The sequence below is a fragment of the Streptococcus sp. 9.1(2021) genome, from assembly GCF_030466425.1.
Lineage (GTDB): Bacteria > Bacillota > Bacilli > Lactobacillales > Streptococcaceae > Streptococcus > Streptococcus wuxiensis.
The window spans coordinates 168,937-186,665 of record NZ_JAGQFU010000001.1 but is presented as its reverse complement, the minus strand read 5'-3'; the positions used below and the strand labels follow the sequence as shown (position 1 = coordinate 186,665).

General features: G+C 40.2%; 16 protein-coding genes and 1 tRNA gene. 3 read left to right on the top strand and 14 right to left on the bottom strand.

Annotated elements, in window-relative coordinates:
- The 6 genes from pdxT to KBU52_RS00895 form a co-directional block, all read right to left on the bottom strand.
- Window positions 1-573: a pyridoxal 5'-phosphate synthase glutaminase subunit PdxT gene (gene pdxT, locus KBU52_RS00920; RefSeq protein ID WP_254724014.1), complete on the bottom strand. Its 573-nt coding sequence runs from the start codon at window positions 571-573 to the stop codon at window positions 1-3.
- A complete protein-coding gene (gene pdxS, locus KBU52_RS00915) occupies window positions 574-1,449 on the bottom strand; it encodes a pyridoxal 5'-phosphate synthase lyase subunit PdxS (RefSeq protein WP_254724013.1) in 876 nt (291 codons plus the stop codon).
- Window positions 1,450-1,587: 138 nt separating this feature from the next.
- Window positions 1,588-2,220, bottom strand: coding sequence for a Pr6Pr family membrane protein (locus KBU52_RS00910; RefSeq protein ID WP_254724012.1), 633 nt, complete (start codon window positions 2,218-2,220; stop codon window positions 1,588-1,590).
- A 2-nt stretch (window positions 2,221-2,222) separates the two neighbouring features.
- Complete coding sequence (locus tag KBU52_RS00905) at window positions 2,223-2,561, bottom strand: zinc ribbon domain-containing protein YjdM (protein ID WP_004253903.1); 339 nt, start codon at window positions 2,559-2,561, stop codon at window positions 2,223-2,225.
- 139 nt (window positions 2,562-2,700) lie between these two features.
- A complete protein-coding gene (gene cmk / locus KBU52_RS00900; protein WP_006152522.1) occupies window positions 2,701-3,372 on the bottom strand; it encodes a (d)CMP kinase in 672 nt (223 codons plus the stop codon).
- Window positions 3,373-3,380: 8 nt separating this feature from the next.
- Window positions 3,381-3,872, bottom strand: coding sequence for an SAG1386/EF1546 family surface-associated protein (locus KBU52_RS00895; protein WP_254724011.1), 492 nt, complete (start codon window positions 3,870-3,872; stop codon window positions 3,381-3,383).
- A 45-nt stretch (window positions 3,873-3,917) separates the two neighbouring features.
- Here KBU52_RS00895 and KBU52_RS00890 point away from each other — a divergent pair, with 45 nt between their 5' ends.
- On the top strand, window positions 3,918-4,121 hold the full coding sequence (locus KBU52_RS00890) for a ferredoxin (RefSeq protein WP_254724010.1): 204 nt from the start codon (window positions 3,918-3,920) through the stop codon (window positions 4,119-4,121).
- 249 nt (window positions 4,122-4,370) lie between these two features.
- Here KBU52_RS00890 and galE read toward each other — a convergent pair whose 3' ends face one another.
- From galE to KBU52_RS00865, 5 genes are all read right to left on the bottom strand, one after another.
- Entirely contained in the window at window positions 4,371-5,390 is a 1,020-nt protein-coding gene (gene galE, locus KBU52_RS00885) for a UDP-glucose 4-epimerase GalE (protein ID WP_006152548.1), read from the bottom strand.
- Window positions 5,391-5,496: 106 nt separating this feature from the next.
- The gene (locus tag KBU52_RS00880) at window positions 5,497-6,591 is read right to left on the bottom strand and encodes an FAD-binding oxidoreductase (protein ID WP_254724009.1); all 1,095 of its coding nucleotides are present in this window, start codon (window positions 6,589-6,591) and stop codon (window positions 5,497-5,499) included.
- Between the two features lie 16 nt (window positions 6,592-6,607).
- Window positions 6,608-7,405, bottom strand: coding sequence for a Nif3-like dinuclear metal center hexameric protein (locus KBU52_RS00875; RefSeq protein WP_254724008.1), 798 nt, complete (start codon window positions 7,403-7,405; stop codon window positions 6,608-6,610).
- A complete protein-coding gene (locus KBU52_RS00870; protein WP_254724007.1) occupies window positions 7,392-8,069 on the bottom strand; it encodes a tRNA (adenine(22)-N(1))-methyltransferase TrmK in 678 nt (225 codons plus the stop codon). Before KBU52_RS00870 ends, KBU52_RS00875 begins: the two co-directional genes overlap by 14 nt.
- A 101-nt stretch (window positions 8,070-8,170) precedes the next feature.
- Window positions 8,171-10,507 carry a cation-translocating P-type ATPase gene (locus KBU52_RS00865; protein ID WP_254724006.1) on the bottom strand — a complete coding sequence of 779 codons (2,337 nt, stop codon included), beginning with the start codon at window positions 10,505-10,507 and terminating at the stop codon, window positions 8,171-8,173.
- A 131-nt stretch (window positions 10,508-10,638) separates the two neighbouring features.
- Between KBU52_RS00865 and KBU52_RS00860 the strand changes: the two genes are divergently transcribed.
- Complete coding sequence (locus KBU52_RS00860; protein WP_006152498.1) at window positions 10,639-11,388, top strand: 1-acyl-sn-glycerol-3-phosphate acyltransferase; 750 nt, start codon at window positions 10,639-10,641, stop codon at window positions 11,386-11,388.
- Window positions 11,389-11,494: 106 nt separating this feature from the next.
- Window positions 11,495-11,567 (top strand) — tRNA-Thr (locus KBU52_RS00855).
- A 307-nt stretch (window positions 11,568-11,874) separates the two neighbouring features.
- Here the strand turns inward: KBU52_RS00855 and pyk are convergent.
- From pyk to KBU52_RS00840, 3 genes are all read right to left on the bottom strand, one after another.
- A complete protein-coding gene (pyk, locus tag KBU52_RS00850) occupies window positions 11,875-13,380 on the bottom strand; it encodes a pyruvate kinase (RefSeq protein ID WP_254724005.1) in 1,506 nt (501 codons plus the stop codon).
- A gap of 65 nt (window positions 13,381-13,445) precedes the next feature.
- Window positions 13,446-14,453: a 6-phosphofructokinase gene (gene pfkA / locus KBU52_RS00845; protein ID WP_004253883.1), complete on the bottom strand. Its 1,008-nt coding sequence runs from the start codon at window positions 14,451-14,453 to the stop codon at window positions 13,446-13,448.
- An 81-nt stretch (window positions 14,454-14,534) separates the two neighbouring features.
- On the bottom strand, window positions 14,535-17,636 hold the full coding sequence (locus tag KBU52_RS00840) for a DNA polymerase III subunit alpha (RefSeq protein ID WP_254724004.1): 3,102 nt from the start codon (window positions 17,634-17,636) through the stop codon (window positions 14,535-14,537).
- Window positions 17,637-17,729: the final 93 nt, after the last annotated feature.

Genomic DNA, 17,729 nt, shown 5'->3' with positions numbered 1-17,729 from the left:
TTATTTACACATATTCATAAAGTACTGATGTAGGCGAAGATCATTTGTCAATTCAGGATGAAAGGAGGTTACCAGCATATTTTTTTCTTGTGCCGCTACGATTTGATTGTTCACAATCGCTAGAACATCAACACTGTCACCAACACTACTGATAATCGGGCCACGGATAAAGGTCATTGGAATTTTACCAACGCCCTTGCAGTCAGCTTCTGTATAAAAGCTTCCTAGCTGACGTCCATAGGCATTGCGCTCTACTACTATGTCCATGGTCGCTAGATGGCTTTCCTCTTGAGAAGTGATTTGTTTTGCTAGCAAAATTAAACCCGCACAAGTTCCAAAGACCGGTAACCCACCTAGAATAGCCTCTCTTAGAGGAACTAGCATCTGCTGATCTCGCAACAGTTTCCCCATAGTTGTAGACTCTCCCCCTGGCAAGATTAACCCCGACAGGTCACTTCTATGTTGCTGAAAATCTTCTAGGTTTCGCAGTTCAATACTTTCAACTCCTAGTTGAGCAAGCATTTTCTCGTGTTCTACAAAGGCACCTTGCAAGGCCAAGATTCCGATTTTCATCTATTTTCCTCGCTCCGCCATGAGAATTTGGATTTCATTCTCATTGATACCAACCATGGCTTCTCCTAAGTCTTCCGAGATTTGAGCCAGAATTAGAGGATTCTGATAATTGGTAACAGCCTTGACAATTGCTGCTGCACGTTTAACAGGATCACCTGATTTGAAAATCCCTGAGCCAACAAACACACCTTCTGCTCCTAGCTGCATCATAAGAGCAGCGTCCGCTGGTGTTGCAACCCCTCCAGCTGCAAAGTTGACAACTGGTAATTTCCCATTTTCGTGGACATATTGAACTAATTCTACAGGTACTTGGAGTTCTTTTGCAGCAACATATAACTCGTCCTCACGGAGGTTTTGAATGCGGCGAATTTCTTGATTCATCATACGCATATGACGAACCGCCTGAACAATGTCTCCTGTTCCTGGTTCCCCTTTTGTACGAATCATAGAAGCTCCTTCAGCGATACGACGTAAGGCTTCACCTAAGTCTTTAGCACCACAGACAAAAGGAACTTGAAATTCTTTCTTGTCCACATGGAAACGATCGTCAGCTGGAGATAGAACTTCGCTCTCATCGATATAGTCAATCTCGATAGCTTCTAAAATCTGAGCTTCAACAAAATGCCCAATTCGAACCTTAGCCATTACTGGAATGCTGACTGCTTCTTGGATTTCCTTAATCATCTTTGGATCACTCATGCGAGAGACACCACCTGCTGCACGAATATCAGCTGGGATTCGCTCCAAAGCCATAACTGCTGCCGCACCTGCAGTCTCTGCAATTCTTGCTTGCTCAGGGTTTTGAACATCCATGATGACGCCACCTTTAAGCATCTGTGCTAAATTCTTATTTAATTCATAACGATTTTCAGTCATTCTTTTCATCCTCAATAGTTGTATTGGTAGCTACAGTTTAATTGTAAGGTATAAAAGACTTCATAACAAGATAAAATAAATCGATTTGTCCGGGTACAATTATCTCTATCATAAAAAAAGCACCCACATTGGGTACTTTTATTTCTTAGATTTTTTAATACTTTTCACAAGATAAAAGAGATATCCTGAAACCATGTAGGCAACAAAGATAGTTGCTGCCCATTTAAAGACAAAGCCCCAACCATGTTTGGTAGCATTCAAAAAGAAATAAGGGAAGGGACTATCCTTAGCATTAGGGACATCCATCTTTAAAACAAAACCGTTTAAAAGGGCAAAAATCATATAAAGCAAAGGAAGGCTAGTCCAAAGCATGGGATCAACTAACTTATATTGACGACTCTTATCAAAAATAATTGTATCTGCTAAAAACCAGAGAGGGACAATATAATGACAAAGAAAATTTTCCAAACGGTAAAAATCTGTCGTCAAGGGAGCTAGCATGAAATGATAGATCACACAAGTAATCATAATACTCATAGTGACGCCACCTTTGAGACGTAGAATACTAGGACTCTGCCAACTATCACCTCCACTACGCATCTTTAACAAAAGATAACCTGTAAAAAGTACAACCAAAAGGTTAGAAAGTACTGTGTAGTATAGCAACATCCCTAAACCACCGCGTTTGGTAATCTCCAAGTATACACCGGTAAAGGCTGCTATAAATAAAAAGATACGACTATAAAATATTACTTTTTCATTTTTAATCATGATTAAATCTTCTTCACAAATTCTGATTTAAGCTTCATAGCACCAAAACCATCAATCTTACAGTCAATGTTGTGGTCACCTTCAACAATACGGATGTTTTTCACACGAGTTCCTTGTTTGAGGTCTTTAGGAGCACCTTTAACCTTCAAATCTTTAATCAAGGTTACTGTATCTCCATCAGCTAGTTTATTTCCATTAGCATCGATAGCAACAATTCCTTCTTCAACTTCTGCTTGCTCAGCAGGATTCCACTCGTAAGCACATTCTGGACAAACTAGAAGTGCGCCATCTTCATATACATATTCTGAATTACATTTTGGGCAATTTGGTAATTGACTCATCTTATCTCCTTAAAAAAATTTATGATTATTTGAATGTCAAATTTTCTTCAACAGCAACTATTATACCTTAAAACAGACTATTTGACAAATTATGATAAAAAACGACAAACCGAAATTCAGTTCATCGTTTCTATAGTTCTTATAAATGTTTTTGAGCTTCTGATTTAATTTTTTCAACAACTTCTAAAATAGAGAGGCCAGTCGTATCCAAATAGATTGCATCCTCAGCTTGCTTGAGAGGTGAAGTTTCACGATGACTATCTTTATAATCACGCGCAGCAATCTCTTCTTTCAAAGTTTCCAAATCTGTTTCGATTCCCTTTGAAAGGTTTTCCTTGTAACGACGTTCCGCACGCTCATCTACAGATGCTACTAGAAAAATCTTTAATTCAGCCTGAGGCAAGACTACTGTTCCAATATCGCGGCCATCCATAACGATACCACCTTGTCGGGCAATTTCTTGCTGGAGAGCTACCAATTTTTCACGAACAGCTGGAATCGCCGCAAAGGCAGAAACAGCGTTGGTTACTTCATTTTCACGGATTGGATTTGTTACATCAACATCTCCAACAAAAACAAGCTGTTCTCCTGTTTCAGCGCGGCCAAAACTAATCGGGTATTGTTCCAATAATTCAAGAAGTTGAGATGGCTCATCTGGGCTAATTTGGTTTCTCAATGCGATGTAAGTCGCCGCACGATACATAGCGCCTGTATCCAGATAAGTATAGCCAAAGTCCTTAGCAATAATCTTAGCTACTGTACTCTTACCACTGGAAGCTGGCCCATCAATAGCAATCTGAATTGTTTTCATTGTCACTCCTATCTTGTCTTAAGGACATCACCAGGATTTGCAAACCAAGTTCCTGAAGACATATGACCAGGATTCAAGGCTTCAAGTTGAGCAATAGAGATTCCAGCTCGAGCTGCAATAGCTGCTTCCCCTTCTCCTGCCATGACTGTAATAGTTCCTTCAGAATCAGTATGTGCCTCTGTATGTTCTTGTTGAGTTTTCTCTGCTTCTGTTGACTCTGTTGACTGAGCAGTAGTAGCCACTGTTGTAACTTCTTCTACTTTTGGAGCTGAAGAATCATAAAAATCTTTCAAAGCTGAAGTGCGATCACTTCCGCCTGATGACAAGTAGACCAATACAACTACCATCCCAACAACAATGACAAAGAAGAGAATAGCTAGAACCGTTAAAATACGATTGGCAACGACACCTGAACCTTTTTTGTTTCGTTGACGGCGTTCTGTTCTTGATTCCTCTTCTTGGTTTTCATAAATATCTTCTTGCCACGGTTCCTTTTCCATACCTTACTCCTTGAGTTTTTTTTAGTTTCTTATTACAATATAAATATGAAGATTAGACTTATACCTGAACGTTGCATCGCTTGTGGGCTCTGCCAAACTTATTCAGAATTATTTGATTACCATGATAATGGTATTGTCCGTTTTTACGATGAATCTGAGCAATTAGAGCGAGAAATTGCTTGCAACGACGACATTATAGAAGCCGTTAAAAATTGCCCTACTCGTGCTCTGATTATAGATGAATCTTAAAATTTGGTGGAACATCGTTCTCTAATTTCCACTCCCTCTAGTTTAGCATATTTTTCTAGAAAATTATAGTCTTTTGCTAGCTATTTTTATACAATTTTACTTTTATTTGTTCCAGGATTTCAATAATCAATAAACTGTTCTTTTAAGACATTTTTCTATCACTTAAGCACTAATCAAATTTTTATTTCAACCACATATAAAGTTATAAAAAAAGAGGAATTACTTCCTCTTTTTTGTTTAATCAAACGATTAGTCTTCAAATCCATTTGGATGTTTGCTTTGCCAACGCCATGCATCTTCACACATTTCTGTAATACCAAGTCCAGCTTCCCAACCTAACTCTTCCTTAGCTTTTGCTGGGTCTGAGTAGCAGGCTGCGATATCACCTGGGCGACGTTCAACGATACGGTATGGAATTGGGCGTCCAACAGCTTTTTCCATATTTTGGATAATTTCAAGAACTGAGTAGCCTTTTCCAGTACCAAGGTTATACACATTGAGTCCTGAGCCTTTTTGAAGCTTCTTAAGGGCGGCAACGTGTCCTTTGGCTAAGTCAACGACGTGGATATAGTCACGAACACCTGTTCCATCTTCAGTATCGTAGTCATCTCCGAAGACTTGAACTTGTTCTAACTTACCAACTGCGACTTGTGTTACATACGGCAAAAGGTTGTTTGGAATGCCGTTTGGATTTTCTCCTAGGTCACCACTCTCATGCGCCCCAATTGGGTTGAAGTAACGAAGTAAGACAACGTTCCACTCTGAATCTGCTTTATGGATATCTGTCAAGATTTCTTCCAGCATAAGCTTGGTACGGCCATAAGGGTTGGTAGCTGAAAGTGGGAAATCTTCTAGGATTGGAACAGTATGTGGATCTCCATAAACTGTTGCTGATGAACTGAAGATAATGTTCTTACAGTTGTTTTCTTCCATTGCCTTCAAAAGGCTAACTGTACCAGCAATATTGTTATCATAGTAGGCAAGAGGGATACGAGTTGACTCACCAACTGCCTTCAAACCCGCAAAATGAATCACACCTGTTGGCTCTTCGTGTTTGAAAATGTCACGAAGTGTATCCGTATCTCGGATATCAGCTTCATAAAAAGGAATCTCAACTCCTGTAATTCTTTCCACTACTTCTAAACTTTTACGGCTACTGTTAACCAAGTTATCCACCACGACAACTTGATGTCCAGCTTGGACCAGTTCAATGACAGTGTGAGTTCCGATAAAACCTGCTCCACCTGTTACCAAAATCTTTTCTTGCATCATTTTTCCTCTATTCTTGAATTATTTTTTTCATTTTACCATTTTTGATGGGGAAAGTCATTTGCTATCCTAATCCTATCGTAAAAACTAGGTAAAAAGTTTACGATTATTTCTCTTTAATATATCTTTCAGTCGGATAATCCGCTGGATCCAAGACTCCACTTTCCCCTTGAAGCATTTGGGCTAGGTGATAGCCTATAATGGGTCCAGTTGTCAATCCTGATGATCCTAATCCACTCGCAACAAATACTCCTGACAAGTTTGGCACTTGTCCGAAAAACGGCGAAAAATCACTCGTATAAGCACGAATCCCCACACGTTCACCACTTATCATTGCATCTTTTAAGCTAGGATAAAACGAACTTGCTGCTTCAGCCATTTGTTGGAGCAAATTCTCATCAACTGCTAGGTCAAATCCCATGTCATTTTCATGGGTAGCTCCTAGAGATAATTTACCGCCGGGAAATGGTATCAAATCCCACTCACCTTCCGGCATGACAACGGGATAACTTGCCATGTCTGAATCAACCTGATAATCTCGGAGTTGCCCCTTTTGAGGACGAACGTCTACCTCATATCCTAAGGGCTCTAAGATGTGGCCAAGCCAAGCTCCTGTGGATAAGATGACTTGGTCAAACATTTGATTATCTATCTGATAGCCTGATAATAGAGGGGTTAGACTAACCTCTTTCTTTACGACCTTAACCTGACTGGCATCCAGTAAACGACATACTAGGAGTTGCCCATCTACTCGAGCTCCACCAGAAGCATAGAGTAAACGTTCAAATCCCTCTAGACCAGGAAATAAGTTACTTGCAGTCGCTTGATCTAAAATGGCTAATTCGCCAATCAAGGGAGATTCAACTTTACGTTGCAAGGCTAGTTTATAGAGTTCTTCCAACTTAGATTCATCTTTTTTCAAGAGAAAGACTCCCGAGCGTTGATAAAAATCAACCTCCTGTCCAGACTCTTGTAAATCATTCAACAAATCGATATAGAAGTCTGCTCCCAAACGCGCCATCTTGTACCAAGCTTTATTGCGTCGTTTAGAAAACCAGGGACTGATAATACCAGCTGCTGCCTTTGTTGCCTGCCCAAGCCCATGATCATAGACTGTCACTTTTACATCAGCTTCTTTAGAGAGATAATAGGCGGCTGTGGCCCCTACAATTCCTGCTCCAACAATGGCTACTTTTTTCATTGTCTATACCTTCTAACTAGATATGATGGAATGGATTGGTGGACGCTTGACTTGCGATAACCTCTAGAGACCAAGCATTCTCTTCCTTCCATTCATTCAGGAACTCTGCAATTTTTTCAACAAAGAGAACTTCAATATAGTGACCTGGATCCAGAGCCAACAAGCCGTCTGACAACATATCCTGAGCTGTATGATAATAGATATCTCCAGTGATATAGACATCTGCTCCTTTTGCTAAAGCATCAGAGTAGAAAGACTGCCCACTGCCGCCACAAATAGCTACTCTTGAGATTGTTTTTTGCAAATCAGTCTCTTTATAATACACCATACGAAGGCTATCTAGACCAAATACTTCCTTAAGATGACTAGCAAATTCTTCAAATGTTTGAGGTCTAATATTGCCAATACGCCCGATGCCACGTTCAGGACCTGTTTCCTGCAGATAAGTTGTATCCTCAACACCTAACATCTGGCAGAACCAGTCGTTGAGGCCATTTTCAACGATATCAATGTTAGTATGGCTGACGTAGACTGCAATATCATGCTTGATAAGATCAATATAAATCTGATTTTGAGGGCGACTAGCTACCAAGTTCTTTATCGGACGGAAGATAGGCGCGTGCTTAACGATAATCAAATCTACACCCTTTTCAATAGCTTCTGCCACTGTATCTTCACGTATATCAAGGGCAACCATGACTTTTTGGATGTCCTTGTCCAAAGTTCCAATCTGCAGTCCACGATTATCGCCTTCCATAGAAAATTCTTGAGGGCAATAGGTTTCATAACGCTTAATCACTTCACTTGCTTTCATGGAGCACCTCCTTGATTGCTTGAATTTTATCTACTAAAACTTGACGTTCTTCATGATTTTTTTCTGGGATTTGACTAAGGGCAAATTCGAGCTTACTTGTTTCTCTTTGCCACTTTTGGACAAATACTGGGCTACGTTCTTTAGATAGAAAAGGACCAAAACGGGTGTCACTTGCTGACAATTTCATTTCTCCAGCTTCCACAACTAGAATCTCGTAAAATTTTCCAGCTTCCTCTAAAATACTTTCAGCTACAATCTGAAATCCATGCTCTTGTAACCAAGTACGTAACTCATCTTCACGATTATTAGGTTGAAGAATCAATCGCTCAACATTGGCTAGTTTGTCCAAGCCCTCTTCTAATATCGTAGCAATCAAACGACCACCCATTCCTGCAATAGTGATAACAGAGACCTGGTCACTTTCTTCGAAAGCTGCTAAACCATTGGCTAAACGAACCTGAATTTTCTGAGTCAAGCCATGACTTTCAACATTTCTAACTGCAGATTGATAGGGACCCTCTACAACTTCACCAGCGATAGCACGATCTATTCGACCTTCTTTCACAAGTTCAATAGGTAAATAAGCATGGTCACTCCCCACATCTAGCAGAACGGCTCCTTGGGGGACAAAAGAGGCCACCATTTCTAATCTCTTTGAAATCATCTTCTCTCACTTTCAAAAACTCTATTTCCCTTTATTATACCATATTTTATCTGGCTATCCTGCACCTAAAAAAGACCGCAATCATGGATTGCAGTCTTTCTTTATCTTTTAACTTGATAACGGCTTGTCAGTATGAACATCACAATAAAGACGAGCATCATAATGCCATAGATAGGCAATGTTTGACCTGTAAGTGTTGAAATTTCAAGCAATTTTTGGATTCTTGGGAATAGAGCTGTTCCAAGGAAACCTCCAACTGACCAAATAATCAATAGCACACGCCACAAGCTAAATGGCAAGCAAGCTCTAACTACAGACATGAAACCAATCGATGCCAATAGATAATACAGAAGTGTCGAAATTTCAATGTCGGTCCAGCCTTGACTGGTTCCAAAAATTTTAACAAAGAGAACACTAAAGACTACCATCAAGGCACTTGGTAAAGCTCGAAGCATGGATTTTCTGAGGAAGTTTTGTTCCACAGGTTTGATATTTCGTTCAAAAGTTAATACAAACGGTGGGAATCCTTCTACAAACTGGTCAATCATAGTTATCTGAATCGGAATGAATGGGAAAATCAAAATCCATTCAGTACGTCCCAACAAAGCACTGGCAATACAGATAACTGCTAGCAAGAAGGAATAGATTGTCTTAATCAAGAAAATCGGAGCAATATGGGCAATATTATTGACCACACGACGACCTTCGAAGAGAATCTCAGGAACATCATTGAAATCTGAATTCAAGAGGACCAGATTTGCAATCTGACGAGTTGCTGGATCTCCTTCAGCCATAACAATGGAACAGTCTGCCTCACGGAGAGCTAGGATATCATTGACACCATCCCCTGTCATTGCTGTAGTATGTCCCGCTTTTTTCAGAGTTTGGATGATGAGTTTCTTTTGATGAGGCGAGACACGTCCGAAAATGGCTGTTTCTTCAGCCATGGCTATCAATTCTTCATCATTAATTTTCGAACAATCTACATAGCTCTGATAGTCTGCAAAACCTGCTTTTTGGGCAATACTTGAAACAGTGACTGGATTATCACCAGAGATAATTTTCAATCCCACTTCCTGAGAACGAAGATAGTCTAGCGTCTCAGCAGCACCTTCTCGAATCGGATCTAGAATCTCAAGTAAAGCCAAAGCCTGAATATCAGATGGCTTTTGTGGCTTGTGATGGTCAAGTTTTTCTTGACTGAGCGCTAACACCAAGACACGAGATCCTCGTTCAAGAGCTTCTCTAGCTTCAGGAACTTCAGCATTCAACAACATCTCCGGTGCGCCTAGGAAAACAGTTCCTAGACCTTCCAACTCCATTGCTCCCCATTTTCGATCACTTGAAAATGGAAGGCTAGAAATCATCTGATAAGCTACCTCTCCCGCAAAACGCTTTCGAATAGCTTGGGCAGTTGGATTTTTATCCTCACTGTGTGCCATATAACTAGTTAGTATTTTAGCAATGGTATCTTTGTTATAAGCTGGAGTAAGAGGAAGGACCGTCTCAACCTGCATCTTCCCTTGGGTGATTGTCCCTGTCTTATCCAAGCAGAGCATATCTACGCGCGCCAAGGTTTCAACAGAGTACATCTCCTGCACTAAAACCTTTTTCAACCCAAGCTTGATAACAGCAGTTAAGAGAGAAGTGATGGTCAAAAGGGCGATTCCCTTAGGCAACATTCCTAAAAGAGCTGTAGATGAATTGACTACAGAAGACTTGAGTGGCAGACCTTTTAAGGCCAAGGCTTCAAGCAAGAGAGCAATACCAAAAGGAATGATGATTTTCCCAGTAAAGCCAGCTAACCGGTCTAGCGATTTCATGATACGAGAGTTAATTGGCTTCACTGTCTTAGCTTCAAGCATGAGTTTAGCAGCATAATTATCTGCCCCTACATGATGAACCTGAGCAAGGACAGACCCACTCGCAAGAAAGCTACCCGACAACATTAAGTCTTCTACTTCTTTTTGCACCAAGTCGCTCTCACCCGTTAACATAGCTTCATTGACTTCTGCAAAACCTTCTAATACAATGGCATCACTTGGAATCTGATCCCCTGCTGACAAGCGAATCACATCGTCCAAAACAAGCTCCTCAGGATCCAGAGCGATCTCTTGTCCATCACGAATAGTGATAATCTTTTCTTTATTCAAGAGATTGAGCTTATCAACCATATGTTTGGCACGTAGCTCGGTTACAATCCCAGAAAATGCATTAAAACAGATAACCGCAAAGAAAACTAGGTTGCTCCAAGCTTGAACAAAGGCGAGCGCTAAGGCAATAGCAAAGTTTAAAGCATTGAATAAAGTAAAGACATTTCTCTTCACAATCTGCCATGTACTCGTACTAGCTGAAGCTTGGAAATCATTGACCTGTCCCTGTTTCTGACGATCTTTAACTTCTGATTGGCTTAAGCCCATAATTTTATTTTTATCCATAAATTCTATCATATCATTTTTTTTTGAATATTTCTAATTTCATATAAAAAGCTGTTCCGCCTAAACAAAAAACATTTGCCTGTCCTAGTATGATAAGGTATAATAAAAGAAAGAGAACTGAAGGAGACATCATGTTTTATACTTATCTGCGTGGGCTGGTTATGTTGATTCTATGGTCAATCAATGGAAATGCTCACTTTCACAATACTGAAAAAATTCCAAGTTTAGATGAAAACTATATCCTTGTTGCGCCACACCGTACCTGGTGGGATCCAGTATATATGGCTTTTGCAACAAAACCAAAGCAATTTGTCTTTATGGCAAAAAAAGAACTCTTTTCAAATCGCATCTTTGGTTGGTGGATTCGCATGTGTGGTGCTTTCCCTATCGACCGTGATAACCCAGGTTCTTCTGCTATCAAATATCCAATTAATGTTCTAAAAAAGAGCAATCGCTCACTGATTATGTTTCCAAGTGGTAGTCGTCATTCTAACGATGTTAAGGGTGGTGTTGCCCTCATCGCGAAGATGGCTAAGGTTCGCATCATGCCAGTTACTTATACTGGCCCTATGACTCTAAAAGGACTTGTCAGCCGTGAACGTATTGATATGAACTTCGGAAATCCGATTGATATCTCAGATATTAAAAAGATGAATGATGAGGGAATTGAGATGGTTGCAGACCGTATCCAATCTGAATTTCAACGCCTGGATGAGGAAACAAAACAGTGGCACAACAATAAAAAGCCAAATCCACTGTGGTGGCTCATCCGTATCCCTGCCTTGATTCTAGCAATTATAATCGGAATTCTGACAATCCTCTTTACCTTTGTTGCAAGTTTTGTTTGGAACCCAGATAAAAAGAGAGAGCAATTACAATAGTCTAATTTTCATAAGCCCAAGTTTATTACTTGGGCTTTTCCAATGAGTTAGCATACTAATTAGCATATTGACAAAAGCTTAAATCTATAGTATACTTTCAAAGTAAGCTGATTTAGCTCAGTAGGCAGAGCGCATCCATGGTAAGGATGAGGTCGCCGGTTCGATCCCGGCAATTAGCATCATTCATCAGTTCCTTTTTTAGGGACTGTTTTTTTCTTGACAAACTATTACCCCCTATAGTACAATAAAGTCTGCGATGAGTCGATATGTAGCAAGAGCTACAATTGCGCAAAGGAGGTCATAACGCAGGAGCGGACCTTGAGAAATTGTGTGAACCAGTTTCTCACATGGAGATGCCTCTCACACTCTCTGGAAAACCAGAGAGTTTTTTCTTTTCTTAAACGAATAGGGTCTGGACCTTATGAAACAAAAAAAGACCTATCATACAAGCTATAAAGCCTGATATGATAGGTTTTTAATGTTAGATTAACGTACAGTGCGGATACGCATTGTGTTTGTACGAACTGCTTCACCAAGTGGCACACCTGCAACGATAACAATATCGTCACCAGATTGTACAAGACCTGCTTCAACTGCTTTACGTTCAGCAATTTCAAACATGTCATCAGTTGATGATGGAGCTTCTGTCAACATTGGGATAACACCCCAGTTCAACATCAATCCACGTTCTGTCAATTCGTCAAATGTCAATGCCAAGATATCAGCATTTGGACGGTATTTAGAGATCAAACGTGCTGTGTGACCAGTCTTAGTAAGAGTTACAACCAATTTGATGTCCATTGAATTTGTAGCATCTTTAACTGCTGAAGCCATAACTTCTGTCTTAGAGTTACGTTCAAATGAATCTGAGTTCAAACGTCCGTATTCGTTAAGAAGAGTTTGAGCGTTCTTGTCAATTGTAGCCATTGTTGTAACTGACTCAAGTGGGTATTTACCATTTGCAGACTCACCTGAAAGCATTGTAGCGTCAGTTCCGTCGATAACAGCGTTGAATACGTCTGATACTTCTGAACGAGTTGCACGTGGTTTTTCAGTCATTGTTTCAAGCATGTTTGTTGCAGTGATAACAACTTTACCAGCAGCATTTACTTTAGTGATGATCATTTTTTGGTAAACTGGAACCATTTCGAATGGTACTTCGATACCCATGTCACCACGAGCGATCATGATACCATCAGCGGCTTCAATGATTTCGTCCAAGTTATCGATACCTTGTTGGTTTTCGATTTTAGCGAACAATTGAACGTGACCGTTACCAGTTTCTTCACAGATGGCACGAACTTCTTCAACGTCTTTTGCAGTACGTACAAATGAAATCGCGATGAAGTTAATACCTTGTTCCAAACCGAAACGGATATCAGCGTTATCGCGCTCAGCAAGTGCTGGGAAAGGAATTTTCGTGTTAGGGATGTTCACACCTTTCTGCTTAGCAATGATACCGTCATTTTCAACGACTACTTCAAATTCACGAGTTTCATCGTCTTTAGCGAAAATACGAAGACCCAATTTACCATCGTCAACCAAGACTTGATGACCAACTTCAACATCATCGTAGATATCAAGACCACCAGCAACGTTCAAAGCAATCACTTCACGAGTTGATTTGATTCCTTGTTTTGTAGCAACACGGATCTTTTCACCAGTCTTGTATGAGTACTCTTTAGCATCCCCTTCGAACAATTCAGTACGGATTTCTGGACCTTTAGTATCGAGAAGGAAACCAACTTTTTTACCTGCAAGTTTTTCTGCGAGTTTAACAGTTGCCATACGGTCACCTTGTTCTTGGTGGTCACCGTGTGAGAAGTTGAAACGGAAAGTGTTTGCTCCAGCTTCGATCAATTGAGCAATGTTTTGTGCTGAAGCTTCAACGTCAAGTTTTTCACCCCAATATCCATCATCACCAAATTTTTTACCACCACGGATTTCTACCGCAGGACCTAAGGTTGCAACGATTTTTACACGTTTGTTCATGATTTTGTGACTCCTTTATATAATTCGACCTTTTATGGTCATTTTACCAGATTAGTTAAAGTTGATTATGACAAGCTCTTGTTCAAGTCAGAAAGTTCAAGGTCAGCTTTATGAGGATTGTTAACAACAATCTTACCATCAGCTGTTAAGCTAAACAAAGCTCCCTCTTCTGCAGTTCCAAGAATTGGATTTTCAACCATTTTCTCGTTACGAATACCGACAGCAACACCACCGATTCCTTGTTTAAGGAGTTTAACAGCGTGTGCACCCATACGTGACGCCAATACACGGTCACGAGCTGTTGGTGAACCACCACGTTGGATGTGACCAAGTTCAGTTACACGAAGGTCGCTTGTATCGCCAGCTTCTTTTAGTTTTTGACCAAATTCAGCTGCTGACATGACACCTTCTGCTAAAACGATAATGTTGTGTTTTTTACCGTGTTCATATCCAGCTTTGATGCTTGCTACGATATCTTCAAATTTGAAGCCTTCTTCAGGGATGATGATTTCGTCAGCACCTGTTGCAATACCTGCCCAAAGAGCGATATCACCTGCGTTACGTCCCATTACTTCAACAACGAAAGTACGACGGTGACTTGATGATGTGTCACGAATCTTATCGATTGCATCCATTGCAGTTGTTACTGCAGTGTCAAATCCGATTGTAAAGTCAGTACCTACGATATCGTTATCGATTGTTCCAGGAAGTCCAATAGCAGGGAATCCATGTTCAGTCAGGCGCATAGCTCCATGATAAGAACCGTCACCACCGATAACCACGACACCTTCGATACCGTGTTTTTTCAATTGCTCAATCCCTTTAAGTTGACCTTCGAGTTTTGCAAACTCAGGGTAACGAGCTGAGTGAAGGAAAGTACCACCACGTGAAATGATGTCTCCTACTGAAGCAGCATCAAGTGGATAAATTTCACCAGCAACCATACCAGCGTATCCATCATAGATACCAAAAACTTCCATTCCTTCTGAGATTGCTTGACGAACAACTGCACGAATGGCAGCATTCATACCAGGGGCGTCCCCACCACTAGTCAAAACAGCAATACGTTTCATTTGGTTTTGCTCCTTTTTCTTTTAACATTCTAACTGATTATACCATATTTAAAGTTAAAATTCTTTTATTTTCATTGATTTTTAACGATAAATCGTTTTCATGACAATCTGTTTTAAAGATTCTTGTAAGCCAGCGTCTTTTGCAACTAAATAACCAGGCAAAAGAATATTTTTTTGTTCATTTTCATAACGAATGACAACAGGGATTTGTCCCTTGTACTGATCTAAAATATGATAAATTTCAGCATCGTGGTCATGATTGGGAACTTGAATCCAAAAACGCTCACTCACTGCCTCTTTTAAATTATTTAAAACTAATTGAAGACGACCATCTCTGGCTTGTACTTTCCCATTTAGGTAATAGAAACTTCCTTCGTGCAAAAGATTTTTAAATTGGCGGTACTGTTCAGAAAAAACAGTGACCTCCAGACTTGTTTTACTATCAGTAACTTTCAAAAAGGCCATATTTTCACCTTTTTTAGTTCGAATCACTCGGATAGACTGAATCTCAACGAGCACTGTAGCTGTCTGTCCCTCGAAAAGCTCAGATAAACTCACGATTGGATACAAAGGATTCTTCGCTAAAACTAGCAATGGGTGTTGGCTAATTCCAACGCCTAACCAATCCTGCTCTTTTTGGAATTTTTCAATATTTGAAAAGTCCTCTGTATCTGTCCAACTATAGCTAGAATCTGCAAAGAGGCTACCTAATTCTTCTACAAAGATAAATAGAGTTGGTAGATTGGTTAAGATTTTTTGACGATTTTTATCAAATCCATCAAAAAGACCTACTTCCACTAAAGGGGTTAAGAGGCTAATCTTTTGATAATTTTTGGGTAGTCGTGTGATAAAATCTTCAACACTGCTAAATGGACGATGCTCGATAATCCAGTAGGCAAAATCACGGGGCATTCCCTTGATAGTCTTGAGTCCTAGATGGATTGTCTTATCTGCTAGTTTATCTTGATATGGAACCGTATTGATAGAAAGCGGAGCTAATTCAAACCCCATTTCAAGCGCATCTAGAATATAATCTCCGCTAGCATAATTGAGCATGACCTGATAGAAGATTGCTGGAAAATGTGTTTTAAAGTAGGCAAGCTGAAAAGCTAAGGCAGCATAAGCATATGCATGCGAACGGTTAAAACCATAACCGGCAAATTTTTCCATTACGGCAAAAACTTCTTGAGCCTGTTTTTGTCCATGCCCTTTTTCGAGGGCCCCTTGGATAAAACTCTCCTCCATCCGATGCATCTCAGCCGCATTCTTTTTCCCCATAGCACGACGCAAGATATCGGCTTTTCCAAGACTGAAACCTGCATAGCGTTGAGCTACTTGCATCACCTGTTCTTGGTAGAGCATGATGCCATAAGTCGGAGCTAGGATATCTTCTAGCACAGGGTCCAGAACTGTAACTTTTTCTTTGCCGTGTTTTCTGGCAACAAAGTTATCTATATAGTCGCTCGCACCTGGTCGGTTCAAGGAAGTCGTCGCCACTACTTCTTCAAAGTTTTGTGGTTTCACGCGTTTCAATAAGCGTATGGCTCCAGGTTGTTCAAACTGAAAGATTCCCTTGGTCTTCCCAGCTGCAAAGAGGGCTAAGGTTGCCTTATCTTCAAGATCAATATCCTCAATTCTTAGTGAAATACCTTGAGTTTCATATAAGAGCTCCTGCATTTTTTGAGCGAAGGTTAAGTTTCGTAGGCCCAAGAAATCCATCTTGAGCAAGCCATTTCCTTCAACTCCATGCGCATCATATTGGGTAATGAGCATATCCTCTCCATACTTGAGAGGGATGTAATCTGTTAGATTTTTGTCACTGATAACGACACCAGCTGCATGGATAGAAGTCTGTCGTGGATATCCTTCAATCTTTTTAGCAATAGAAAAGGCCTTTTGGTACTCAATCTTACTTTGAATGAGTTGTCTAAAACCAAGATTTCCTTCATAGGCTGTCGTTAGAGTATCTTTAGAGCCTATTTTTTTTGTAATAGCTGTCAACTCATACTCAGGTACGCCATAACGTTTGAAGATATCTCGGATGGCTTGCTTGGCTCCAAAGGTTGAATAAGTGACAATCTGCGCAGCATGGATACTACCATAACGGTCACGAACATAACGAATAAACTCTGGACGATAGATATCTGGAATATCAATATCAATATCTGGCATGGTGTAACGTTCACGATTCAAGAAGCGCTCAAAGATGAGGTTCTTAGCTACAGGATCAATCCCTGTAATATCTAAAGCGTAAGCTACTAAACTTCCTACCGCAGAACCACGTCCCATTCCCATGTAATATCCCTGAGACCGACCAAAACGTAAAAGGTCCCAGACAACCAAGAAATAGTCATCGAATCCCATATCATGAATCACAGACAGTTCTTCTTCTAAACGTTCCTGATAAACTGAATCTAGTAAACCTTTCTCTTCCAAGCCCTTGATAGCTCTTTCCCGAAGTTCCTCAACAGCAGGTCTTTCTGGATTGAAACGTGGAAGCTTGAGACTACTATCAATCTCGTAGGAAGTATCCTTGACCAATCTTGCAAGATTATCCAGTGCGATTGGAAACTTCTCTAGAAAAAACTGTTCAAGACGTTCAGCAGGCAAAAACAAGCCCTGTTGAGATTGAACATCAACCTCTCTCAAGGTCACGTTCTCTTTAATCGCTTTAAGCATCTGTAGAGCTTCTAAATCCTCAGACTCGAAAGAGTTAACACGATAAAGAGGGAGAATGGGGTGAGAAAAATTCGATTGAGGTGTATCTGGATACACTCCGATATAGTAGTCATGCCCTAAGTCCAAGTCATTCATTCCAGAATAATAAGGAACAATGACACAAATATCTTCAAGGTAGGAAGAGAAATCAGCCCATTCTCTTTTACCTGTCATCTTCAGAGACGACAGCTTCATCAGGTTTTGATAACCTCGGTTTGACAGGGCTAGAAAACGTAGATTGATCCATTCATCTTTATGATGAACAGTCATCTCAAGGCCTAATAAAGGCTGAATCCCCTGTTTTTGGCATTCTTTGATGAAATAATAGGCTCCATAGAGATTATCTTCATCCATGATTCCAAGTGATGAATAGCCATATTCTTTCCCATGGCTGACATATCTCTTGATTGAAACCATACTCTCCATGAAACTATAGACAGTTTTCGTATCCAGTTGGGCAATCATTCTTTCTCACCTCCCTTTTTCTTTTTCTATTATACCATTTTAAAAAATAGAAACACAATTTCTTTCTAATCATTAAACTAAAAAACCATAGCC